The organism is Flavobacterium sp. JP2137 (assembly GCF_050562195.1).
In the GTDB taxonomy this organism is placed as follows: domain Bacteria; phylum Bacteroidota; class Bacteroidia; order Flavobacteriales; family Flavobacteriaceae; genus Flavobacterium.
This window is the reverse complement of the sequence record NZ_CP191647.1, coordinates 2,451,086-2,463,484: the sequence shown is the minus strand read 5'-3', so window position 1 is coordinate 2,463,484 and position 12,399 is coordinate 2,451,086. Positions and strand designations below refer to the sequence as shown.

Sequence of the window (12,399 nt, the reverse complement as noted above, 5' to 3'; positions counted from 1 at the left end):
ACAGCTCATTTAGCCAGCCCCAGTTGTTAATAAATACCATATCCTTCTTAAGAAATATTTTTGTTTTCGCAGCACGCTTATAAGTATGTTTACATCTAATTTATTAGAACATTTCATTAAAAATGCTATTTTTGCATTTATTTTTTGAATGAATCAATGATAAATTATAATTTTTACAAATTGCTGTTTTATTGCTGTTTATTTTTGAACTTTTGTGTTTATGGACAAACCATAAATACCGACGAGATATCAAAGAAAGTTGGCGAATTTAACAATGCTGGTAAGTATGAGCAAACCATTTCGCTATTAGAAAAAATTATAGCGAATCCGAAGTCGACCTCGTATGATTCGTATCAGGCCTATTATTTAAAGCACTTAACTTATAAAAGGCTTTTTAATTATCAAGAAGCCCAAACTAATTTAGATCTGGCACTGATTCAAGGACTTAAAACAGACCAAAAAAAGCAAATTGCCGCCCAGATTAAATTCGAAAAATTATTTATATTCTTTGACTTGCTGAATTTTAAGGAAGTGGAGAAGCTATTAAATGGCATTACTCAGAATGAGCTCGAATTGGTAGATTCTAATGCCCTAGCATTTTATTACATCATTCAGGGAACCATGGAAATAAGGAAGAGTCGGTTTGATGAGGCTAATCAGTATTACGCTACTGCAATAAGATTGTTGGAAATAACTAATCCACAACATTTACCCTTGATATACCGCAAGAAAATTGATTTATATCGAAAAATCAAACGTTATGATTTGGCTTTGGAGAGTTTTGAAAAGGGTTTGTTTTATGCAAAAAAATATAATGTGGATATCTATATCATAAACATGTATTTTGATTTAAGCCATTTTTATCAAGAGATTGGAGATTACAAAAAAGCTGTGGAGACACAAGAAATCTGCAATAAGTTAGTCGCACAGTTTGACCAAGGCAGTACGGTCGGTAAGCTTAATATTATAGAGAATAGAATCTCACAGGAACGAATCGAGAAAAAAAAAGAAAAAAGTTTTCGCTACTTATTAGTGATGCTTTTTATAGGCAGTATTTTTACTGCCGCTTTTGCCCTGTTAATACGATATTTATTGCGTTTAAAAAGAAAAAAAAATGTCGCTATAGCGGATCAAAACGATCTAAATGGGCGTTTAGTGGCTCTTATTGGTGAAGTAGAAAATCAGGACGTAAAGCCACAGGAACAAGATTTACCTCCTCAAAATTTAACCGAACGGCAAAATGAATTGGTCGAACTGATAAAAATGGGTAAAACAAATAAGGAAATAGCCCTTATTTTGTTTATATCAGAAAATACGGTAAAATACCATTTAAAGAATATCTATCAATTACTAAATGTAAAAAGTCGAATAGAAATTTAGAATGCAATACCCGAATAATTTATGAAAATTTTATTTTTCTTTTTTCATTTCGCTCTAGTAAGTCAGCTTTCCCATGCAACTAATATCAAGGAACAAGCGCAGCAATATGCGGTACAATTAAAGTTTGACAAGTCCATTTTACTATTACATCCTATCATAGCGAGCTCTCATAGCAGTGATTTGGAAAAGTACGAAGCCTATTATGAAAAGTATCAGATTTACAAATTGCTCTATAATTATTCGGAAGCCGTTTATAATTTGGATCTAGCGCGCAAATATGGGATAAAAACCGCCCTTAAAAATCAGCTTATTATCCGACATGAATTGGAATTATTGCTTGTTGCTTGTGAGAAAACAGATTATGTTTTAATCGCTGAAAGTGCAGACAAAATACACGCTATAAAAAAGAAACCTCTACAGGAAAGAGATTTTGCTATTTTAATTTTTCTGGAAGCTATTGTTCTGATGGAACAAAAGCAAACCGACCTCGAACGCGCCCAAACGCTACTGGACCAATCCATAGATTTACTAAAAATACACGAGCCCCAGTATTTGCCTATTGTATTCAGGACTAAAATCAGATTACATATTTTACTCGATCAAGGGCAAAAAGTGTGGGAATCCTATTTGCAGGGAATACAGTATGCCAAACAATTTAATCGCGTTACCTATTCCATCGACTTGCATCGCTCGATGTCTGACTATCAAAAAAGTATTGGCAATTTCAAGAAAAGCATTGAACTGAGTAAAGTAATTTTGGAATCGGTAACCCTATATAATCCAACGCGTATTGGCAGCGAACTCAAATACTTAGAAAATGATTTGAAAGAAAAACATAGTAAACTAGTGTTAGAAACGAGAAGACAGAAGACCTACGTTATCATACTGATCGTGGTGAGCCTCGCCTCGATAATTGTCATTTTAATAATGGTGTTGCGCAAAAGAAGAAAAAAAATAGCCTGTATAGAACAACAAAATGTCGATTTAAGGCTAAACTTAGAAAACTTATTTAATGCCGAAACTTCAGATGACCAAACAAATAAAGAAAATTCATACAGCTATACTTTGACGAATAGACAGAAGGAAATTATCGAATTAGTCAAAAAAAACAAGAGTAACAAACAAATTGCAAAAGAATTATTTATTTCTGAAAATACGGTCAAATATCATTTAAAAATTATATACGAACTTTTAAATGTCCACAAGAGGACAGACCTCTAACAAACATTGCTTCACAATCATGCCACATCCAGGTTTTAGCATATTCCATTGGCAAAAAAAGAGCCGTAAAACAACTGTTTCACGGCTCTTGGATAGTATAGCCACCGTATTATTAAATACTTAATTTTTACGAGGTTTTGAATTTATATTCATAGGATTTACCATTACCCGGGTTATTTTTGGACCACCGATTACAATATTACAGAAATCGATAAACGGTGTGTTTTCAAAATCATAGATAAGAATATTGCTATTGGCTTCGCTACCATCCCCCATACTTCCATTGACTTTATGTCCGACATAACCAAACTTTCCAAGTCCTTTATCGATTATAGGCGTAACGTGTCCCCCCAATTCGATATAGATAATATCGTAGTCTTCCGGATTGCTTTTCAGTGGAATTTTCGGTGTTAGAGAAACTCCCATATTACCGTTACTTCCCCATATATAAGGCATACCCGCTACATCTATAGCCGCAGCAGCTCCTTTCGTAGTATCGTGTATAGAGGCATTTATAAACTTGATATTTTCTAAATAACCTACCCCATCCACTCCTTTTACCGTTTGCCAAGTCAATTGTGGAGTGGTTGAATCTATACCTAATAGTCCGTCTGTGTTTCCCCCTAGAGAATACACTCTTTTATCATTTCCTAAGACAAAATAAGAAACACTTATTCCAACGGTATACCCAGAGGTTAGAGCCGTCATCTTTACTGAGGTAATCCCAGCGGGTAAAGTCATTTTTGTCGGGACAAATAAATTTTGAATTGGTGTACCATCTCCCAGTACTACATTGAGCCCCCAAGTAAACAACTCCCCGGCATGGGTTAGAGCCATTACTTGACCAAAGCTATTTACTTTGACCGAGACCACTTGAGTGATTTCACTTTTATGCCATAAAGCATCTTCCCTAGTCGATCCATCGCCATAGGCACCATATCCGCCTATTGAACCGACACGTCCTCCCCCCGTAGCCACATAAACATCGCCTGATTTCGTCAATAACACCAAATTGGTATTGGTTGCGCTCATAAATTTCACGTCTCTCGGCGCCACACCTTCGGGCATAATGATTTTTTGAAATCTCGTACTCGTTGTCCAAGATGCAGGTACGCTAACCCCCTTTAGACTTCCCCAAGTATAAAGTCCTGCGGTCGACAAAACAAAATATTGATTCGGCTGCAACATGTTTCCAAATCCACCTAAGCTACCGGCAATAATAGTGCCCTCATAAGGATATCCATTTGCTGGAATTACGTCTACCGGACTTAAATGATGCCCTCCAGTAACTGCATTGGAATACTCTCCAAAGACGGCAAATCCCGTTTTGGTTCTGACCATAGTACTGTGAAAGGTAGACTGCACTAAACCGTAATCATTGGTGATGTTTTCCATATCTATACAATGAGAATCTTCATCAATCGGAATTCCTTCGCCGGTACAAACGTTTTTGGTAGCATCCAAGAAATAGAAATTATTAGGAGTACTATAACCGACGGCCGAAGTGATTTGCCCATATTGATCAACAGTAACTGGACTAGCTCCGAGTATTCCATCTCTGTCCGGATCGAGAAAACCGGCTTCTATAACATCGTTACAGTTATCGCCATCCGCATTCAAATCGTGATGATTTAGAATACCGTCGCCATCTTGGTCTTCTCCTATACAATTTAACTTGGGATATAATGAGGGTATAAATGCCCCAACGGCAGCGGTTACTTCTGTCAATACTTTTAAACCACCGCTAATTCCAGCGGTTCCTAATACTCTATACATTCGGTATACATCCTGATTTTTAGTCACCGCAAAAGGCACATCTACTTCCATCGAAGGAGTAATGACTTCTGTTAAGTCGGTCCATGTATTTCCGTCTTGAGACCCTTGCAGCACGACTCTGGAACTCGTTACAAAAAATGCTGCCATATTAAAGCTAAGAGTTATATCCGAAAACTCAATACCCCTAGCTAATTTGGTCGTTAAACGAATTACTTCCTTTCCCGTTAAGGGTGTGGAAGCAGCTACAGTTATGCCACCGTCAGTCGTTGTTCCGTTTATCAATAAATCGGTATTACCCGCTGTATACGGTAAGGTAGTACTTGCATCAAACAGTTCCGTACGATCGCCGCTTTCAAATGTTTTTTTATAGAGATAAAAACAAGATGGCGATTCCACATGGTCGTAGATACCGTCATTATCGTCGTCTACATCAAATAAATCGACAACCCCATCACCATCGGTATCTGTTGTAAAAATGACCTGGGCGGTTTTATAGTACTCGTAAGGTGTAATATAACCTTGGTCAGCTTGTACAACACCAAATTGATCGACAGTGACCGGACTGCTGCCCAATATGCCGTCACGATCAGGGTCGCTAAATCCAGCTTCAATGACATCAAAATCTCCATCCTCATCGGCATCTAAATCTTGGTGGTTTGGTTTACCGTCGCCATCAATATCCTCACCTGTACAAGATGCTTTTGGATATAGCGATGGCATATAAGCCCCTACTACACCCGATACTTCATTGATTGAACAGTCTCCGTTAATGGTTCCCTCCTTACCCAAAAGGCGGTAGCTGGCGTACAAGCCTTGATTTTTGGTAATGGGTATTTTAATTATCGCTGAAGTAGTCGTAGGACTAAAAATTTCAGTTAAATCTTCCCATAGCGCACCGTCGGACGAACCTTGTAAAACCACTCGAGAAGAGGACGTAAAAAACGATGTTCTACTAAAAGCAATTGTCAACGAACTGTACTCAATTCCATAGGTCAATTGGGTCGCTATTCTTACGATTTCTACGTCTGCCACAGCCTTTGCTCCCAAAGTGATTAGCAATCCCGTGTTTGCTATTCCGTCTACAATCAAGTCGGTACTCCCAGTTGTATATGGTAAATCAGTACTCACCACTAATAGAGATCGTCTATCTCCCGTTTCATAGATGGTTTTGTCCAAATAAAAACAATTCGGAGATTCTAAATGGTCGTAGATACCGTCGTTGTCGTCGTCGAGATCATATACATCAACAATACCGTCGCCATCGGTATCTACAGTTGCATTGATACCAGCCGTTTTATAAAAGTATCTTGGAAAGGTATATCCGCTAGCCGAGGTAACCGCTCCGTATTGATTTACGGTAACCGGGCTTGATCCCAACATACCATCGTTATCGTCGTCGGCAAAACCGGCTTCAATCACATCCGCACCGCCATCACCATCCGCATCGAAATCCTGATGGTTTGGTTTACCATCGCCATCGATATCCTCCCCCTCACAATTTGCTTTGGGAAATAGTGAGGGCATATAAGCGCCCACCGTTGTGGTTATTTCAGTTAATATTCTTTGCCCCCCTGTGAGTCCTTCTACACCTAGTATTCTATAGATTTTAAAAGAAGCTCGGTTTTTAGTAATTGGAAAGCTCACTACTGCGGTTACAGCTGGCTTAACTACTTCTGTTAAGTCTGTCCAGTTATTTCCGTCTTGAGAACCTTGCATAACCACTCGTGAAGAGGCTGTAAAAAACGCTGTGGCATTAAAGGCAAGAATAATTGATGAATACTCTATTCCACCGAGAAAGGTGGAATTTAATCGGACAATCTCCTGACCTGTTAAAGCTGTAGCTGCGGGAATTGTTATTCCGCTTAGGGTTCCATCGACCAATAAGTCCGGACTTCCCACAGTATATGCTAAAGTGGTGCTTGGATCGATAAAAATTCTTCTGTCGCCGGTTTGATGTATCAATCGATCCAAATAAAAACAATTGGGAGATTCGATATGATCATAGATGCCGTCGTTATCGTCGTCCACATCCAAAGCGTCGATGATACCATCACAATCAAAATCGTTGGGACAACCGGTTTGTTGTCCGTAGGAGGCTGTGCTAGTACTAAAGACGGCAAAGAGAAAAAAGAGAGAAAAAATCTCTTTAAATCTATAATTAGGTTTGCTATATTTCATATATTCCAAGGTTTTTTTTTAAAGCTATTTTACTACTAATACAATGTTCATAAAATCGCTATTGTCTCCATTTGCCTGTGCAGAATCTTTTACCGAGTAGGTCAAAATTCCAGCTGGACTCACTTGCACATTTTCGAATACCACATCGCTATAATAGGTCACATAGTAATATAAATCTGATGCGGAGGCAAAAAACGGAATTTGAGCCGGAGACCCCGCACTACTCACTCTGGGAGTAGAGAATTGCTCTTTGTAAATTTCGAATAAATCGTAACGGCCCGTACTATTGGTAATGTCTAAAGCCACCGACGGCATATAGAAAAATTTCACTACATTCCCGCTTATACAAACCCAATTGGGTACATCGGGGGTTCCTGTATTTTGACTCAAACACTGTTTATCTATATCATAAATCAACAAACCGTTTGCCGGCCTGGGAATACTTACGGCTACATTTGAAATTCTTGGAATTAAAACTCCGGCTTTATCATTTACTACATCTAAGGCTGCGCTTGGGTCTGGAATCAAAATTCCGATACCGGTAGCGGGTTCTTGTGAAAATGCCTCAACGGAAACACATAAAAAGCTAAAAAGCACTAAAAGTTTAAAAAAGGTATTATTTTTCATAGTTTATTTATTTACATTTAATTTTTCAATCATTTATTCTTTGTCACAAAGTGTCCAACCCCTTTTTTGGTCAAGCCCGTATTTAATAAATCTTTAAAAATAGACTTGGCGGCTCTGTTGTAAAAACCGGTAGTTGTCGTTTCTTAGTCGTTCGCAAATAGCTTCTCAAAAATACATGTACTGTGCTAAAAACAAGTTTCATATTTCCATTTACCACGGTTTTTGCATCATTAATTCCAGCCTAGATATTTGATACATCCACTTATTATTTTTATCGTTTTTTAACAAAAAACTTTCCTGTGGATACTGGAATTCATAAAAAAAATGGTCTTGCCACTTTGATTTGCTCGACTGTGAGAGTATCGCGTTATTTCGTATTAATTTTTTGTCTATTGTTTTTTTACCCGTTTTTATGTACCACAACATCTGTAAACAAATTATGTGACAAAAATAATTTAAAACAACGGGGTTACAGTCTCAAATAACAACACTGTACAACAGTCCAATAATTTGATACAATTTGACTAGTGCCTTGATTTACAATAAAAAAAGAAATGAATCACAGGCGATTATAGTAATGGGGAGAAACAATGCCCCTTGAGGCTCTTTACGGTTTTAAAATCGCTGAATCACCTTTGTATTTTTATGGACAAAAAGGGTAGTAACCGGATTTTACAAATAATAAAAGGGGCCTAGGGAATTACAAATTGTTCGTTTATACTTTTTTAAAGGTCCCTATTGGGACAGGGATTATAACGTCCTATTAGGGGTGTGCGGAAAACAACCTTATATCCGTTGCTACAAATCCAGTAAAAAGGCTTGCCCAACACGCGCTACTCGTCCCTTAATAGCGACCGAGCACTCTAATACCTATTGGTCTATATCGTTTTTTTTTCGATAATCGGATGGCGTCATATCCATAGTGAGCTTAAACGCCCTATAAAAAGACGCTCTGGAATTGAAACCACTCTTTAATCCGATTTCTTCAATTGTATCATTGCCATTCCTATCGGTAAGCAAATCTACAGCATATTGAATTCGGTAACTATTGATGACTTTATTAAAATTGGATTGCATTCCAGTAGTGAAAATTTGCGATAAACGATGCGCACTCATGTTTAATCTTTTAGCCAGCACGTCAAGTGTTAAATTGGGTTGCAAATAGATTTGATTGTTTAAGAGTTTTTCCAACGCCTTAATCTCATCTTCCATCTCGTCCCCATTGAGTTTTGATTTATAGTATTTTCCCAGTTTACCCTGCTTTTTCAGATTTTTGCTGAAATATTCCATTTTAGATTTGCCTTTGTAAAATTTCAACTTCTTCACTAAAATCGCCAGATTGTATCTAAAGATTATAATGACAATGAGTAGCATTATAACATACAGTAAAAAGCTATTGATGAAATTGAGGTTTTGTGTTTTATCTCGAAAGACCATGCCCGAGAAGACCAAGACACTAACAATCATCACGAGAATAGATTGGTTCATAAAAGCAATCATCTTACTGTCTTTGGCTACTTTATTAAATTTTAAATAGACTAAAATCGCGTAAAATATCAATTGTACACAAGTAACTATATACAGGCAATGCAAATAAAAAGTAACATACGGCCTCCAGTGATTTTTTTGGATGTAGAGCAATACGAAGGTCAACACAAAGGCGAATCCCAAAATAAAGTGTACCCATACTTTTTGTATTTTAAATTTTTCACCTTGAATAATCGCTAGTATATTGCTGTAAAATAAAGGGGCATAAAAAAGTGAAAAAGGGGCTCCGACATTAATAAACATATAGTCGCCACCAGTAAAATACGATACGTAAATGCTGTGAAAAATAATAAACAAAAGATATATCCGCTGCAATTTGAATTCAGTGCTGTCTTTAAAAAACAAATTGCCTATAAATATAACTGCCAAAGCTAATACAACTACTGTCGTTAAGATTAATAAATGTACGTAATGATCCATTAGTTCAACTTTTCAATTTTAGATAAATGCTGTTTTCTAAATTCCGAGGGTTTTAGACCTGCATATTTCAGAAAATATTTATTAAAGGTAGTTCTAGAGTGGAAACCACATTGCTCCACTATAGATTCTATGGTAAAATGATCGTGTGTCAACAAAATTTTCCTGGCGTAATCGATTCGATATTTCGCCACAAGATTGTAGAAACTCATTTTTATCTCCCTGTTGATGACCTCGGAAACCGCATCTTTGCGTACTCCTAAACTCGTGGCCAGATTATTGATCGAAAAATTCGGTTTGAGATAGGCCTCGGATGTTTCAAAAAAGCTCAGTATTTCACGTCCCAAGTCGCTCGTTATTTCCATAACTTCTTCATCTTCTATCATCGTTTCTGCCCTACTCAAAGTGAACAAACTGATGACTGAAAATAAGATTTTCATCAACAAGGCACCCAGTATGATAAAATGAGATGAAAAACCAAAAATGGTTCCGAAATACACTTCTAAAAGTTGAAAGGCCGTTACGCAACTTCCTAAAATCATAAAGTACATAAACAAGCTACTGACGTGCTTGGAATTACTAAAATAGTTTACTTCTACATTTTTTCGCAATTCTGTATTAATTGCCACTGCATAGGATATCAGATACACCAAAGACATCCACAATAATACAAGATGGTACCCCAGCGCAGAAACGCACACCAGCACCAGATAGAAAAATATCTGCGAATAGATCAATACATGATCGTTTTCCATCTCAAAGCGATGGTTTAAATTTCGCTTATACAGGTAAATCAACGGGCAATAAACACCACTTATATAGAGGTTGCTGTCCAGATATACCAATACAAATTGAACAACAAAAAAGAGAATGGCAATTTTGATTATTTCTTGCAGATAAAACAATTTCAACCCTTTGAAATTCACCACTTTAAATTGCGACATATAATATATTTATAATTAAAAAAACATTTTTTACAATAAAAGTTAAAAAAACAAAAAAATCACTAAGTATTACAAATATAAATAAAAAATGTTATATATAATAAATAGACAGCTCCTCAATATGCAACGCATTAAAATGCGGCAAGGGTGTGTTACCCTACCTTAAAAGGGTGTTTTTTAGTGGAATCTAAAAAAGCGACACAGCTACGAATCATCTCTTTAACTTTCTAAACTTTTTTGAATCCGACCGTCATCACCGATTGACTTGGTGAGAGGAGGTGCTAAGGCATGTTATAGAAAATTGGAGAATTGCAAAAAACCGATTTCTACGAGCATACCTCCGCCCACTCCTTCTATAATTTTAGAACAATAAACTCACTCCTGCGGTTCATTTGATGTTCTTCTTCCGTGCAATTGGCCTTGTTGGAGCACTGGTTAAGCAGTTCGGTTTCACCCAAGCCCCTTCCCGTTACCCGTGTGGAATCGATACCTTGTTCCACAATCCATTTGGCCGTAGCTTTAGCTCTAGCATCGGATAGTTTTAAGTTGTACTCGTCTTTTCCCCGGCTATCTGTATGGGCGCGAACATCGATACTCATCAAGGGGTATTCTTTTAATGACGCCACTATTTTAGCCAGTTCCAAGGCCGCATCGCTGCGAATTTCTGCTTTGTTGAAATCAAAATAAATCGGATTTAGTTTTAAAACTTTAAACAGATCATCTCCTTGTTTGACAATGACTCTATTCTTTTCCAATCCAAAGTCGGTTTGGGTACTTCCCTCAATATTGGGCAAGACCACGGCAACTTCGGCTGCATTGTAGCCCTCGAGCTGTGCTATTACGCGATATTTGGAGCCACACAGCAGGTTTTCAAAACTAAAATTTCCGTCTTTATCGGTTATGGCTTCAATTGTTTTATCTAATTCCGCATCGTATAAACCGACTAAAACACCTTCCAAATTACCCGAAGTCGGCAAGTCGTAAACGCGGCCTTGAATGGCCTGAAAACAGCTTAAATTCATTTTTTCTTTTTCTATAAAACTGTATATGTTGTCGTTGCCCTCGCGATTGGACGTAAAAAAGCCGGTACGAGTTGTAACATCGATATAATATCCGAAATCATCTACCGGACTATTTACGGGCGCTCCAATATTTTGAACCTCTGTAAAGGTGCCGTCTAGATTGATTTTAGTTCCATAAATATCCAGGCCTCCCAATCCAGGAAAACCATCGGTAGCAAAATACAATTCACCCTCTGCAGTAATCACGGGAAAACTCTCTCTTCCAGGAGTATTGATTTGGGGTCCTAAATTATGGGGTTCGCCAAAAGTACCATCCTCATAGATGGCCACCCGATACAGATCCGACTGGCCAGAACCTCCTTCTCGGTCCGATGCAAAATACATCCAATCGTTCTCCACCGACAAGGCTGGATGAGCCGAACTAAACGCATCTGAATTAAAGGGTAATTCCACAATATTTGTCCATTTGCCCTTTACTAAAGTAGCTTGGAATATCTTCAGCAAGGTCGTTCCTTGTTTGTTGGTTTGACGCTTGCCGTTCGCGTAATTATTACGCGTAAAATACACGGTTTTACCGTCTTTGGTAAATACGGGCGTGGATTCATTAAACTTTGATTGCAGCTCTTTTGCAAAGACTTTGGGCTTGGTAAAGCTGCCGTCTTCTGTAGGTATAGCACTGAACAAACTCGTAAATCTCGCATTGGTCCAGGTGTGCGTGTTCTTGGAAAAACCCACTAATTCCCTAGAGGAGCTAAAAATCAGTTGATTCTGATATAGCGTTGCACCAAAATCCGAGCTGCTGCTGTTTACATCGGTCAACTTTATGGTATAACGCCCTGAATTTTTATCGATATCGCTTAAATAATCCAACTGCCTCTTAAAGTGCAGCGTTCTTAAATCCATCGCTTCTTTTGCGGCGAATAGCACACCGATGCTATCGGCTTTTTTATAGTCGCGAATCGCTTTGAGCGTTTGTGCATACCGGTAATAATATTCGTTGTCCATTTGATGACTGCCCTGCAGTGCAAACAGTTTGGCATACCAAACGTTTGCTTGGGCCAATTTTCCATTAAAATAATACGAATTGCCTAAATTTTGTAGCAAGTTCGCAGTTACATACCCTTTATTGGCTCTATTTTCATAGCGTTTAATCGCATCCATATAGGCTAAGGACTCGTATTTTTTATCCGCCTGTTGCTCTCGATTGTCTTGAGCACTCAGGCTTACTGAAATTAGGGACAAAGCCCCTAATAGTAGCGCGTATAATTGTTGTTTCATCATTTTTA

The 12,399-nt window shown here is 37.8% G+C and carries 7 protein-coding genes; 2 read left to right on the top strand and 5 right to left on the bottom strand.

Going from position 1 to position 12,399, the window contains the following annotated elements; genetic code table 11:
* Positions 1–156 precede the first annotated feature (156 nt).
* Together ACQZ43_RS10795 and ACQZ43_RS10790 are read left to right on the top strand one after the other, a co-directional pair.
* Positions 157–1,380: a LuxR C-terminal-related transcriptional regulator gene (locus ACQZ43_RS10795; protein ID WP_430612507.1), complete on the top strand. Its 1,224-nt coding sequence runs from the start codon at positions 157–159 to the stop codon at positions 1,378–1,380.
* Positions 1,381–1,401: 21 nt separating this feature from the next.
* The gene (locus ACQZ43_RS10790; protein WP_430612505.1) at positions 1,402–2,601 is read left to right on the top strand and encodes a response regulator transcription factor; all 1,200 of its coding nucleotides are present in this window, start codon (positions 1,402–1,404) and stop codon (positions 2,599–2,601) included.
* A gap of 120 nt (positions 2,602–2,721) precedes the next feature.
* Here the strand turns inward: ACQZ43_RS10790 and ACQZ43_RS10785 are convergent, their stop codons facing one another.
* The 5 genes from ACQZ43_RS10785 to ACQZ43_RS10765 form a co-directional block, all read right to left on the bottom strand.
* Positions 2,722–6,555 (bottom strand): hypothetical protein, encoded by a 3,834-nt coding sequence (locus ACQZ43_RS10785; protein ID WP_430612503.1) that lies wholly within the window; start codon positions 6,553–6,555, stop codon positions 2,722–2,724.
* Between the two features lie 24 nt (positions 6,556–6,579).
* On the bottom strand, positions 6,580–7,182 hold the full coding sequence (locus tag ACQZ43_RS10780) for a hypothetical protein (protein ID WP_430612501.1): 603 nt from the start codon (positions 7,180–7,182) through the stop codon (positions 6,580–6,582).
* Positions 7,183–8,052: 870 nt separating this feature from the next.
* Positions 8,053–9,150: a helix-turn-helix domain-containing protein gene (locus ACQZ43_RS10775; protein WP_430612499.1), complete on the bottom strand. Its 1,098-nt coding sequence runs from the start codon at positions 9,148–9,150 to the stop codon at positions 8,053–8,055.
* On the bottom strand, positions 9,150–10,091 hold the full coding sequence (locus ACQZ43_RS10770; RefSeq protein ID WP_430612497.1) for a helix-turn-helix domain-containing protein: 942 nt from the start codon (positions 10,089–10,091) through the stop codon (positions 9,150–9,152). The genes ACQZ43_RS10775 and ACQZ43_RS10770 overlap by 1 nt, the downstream gene beginning before the upstream one ends.
* A 353-nt stretch (positions 10,092–10,444) precedes the next feature.
* The gene (locus ACQZ43_RS10765; protein ID WP_430612495.1) at positions 10,445–12,394 is read right to left on the bottom strand and encodes an OmpA family protein; all 1,950 of its coding nucleotides are present in this window, start codon (positions 12,392–12,394) and stop codon (positions 10,445–10,447) included.
* Positions 12,395–12,399: the final 5 nt, after the last annotated feature.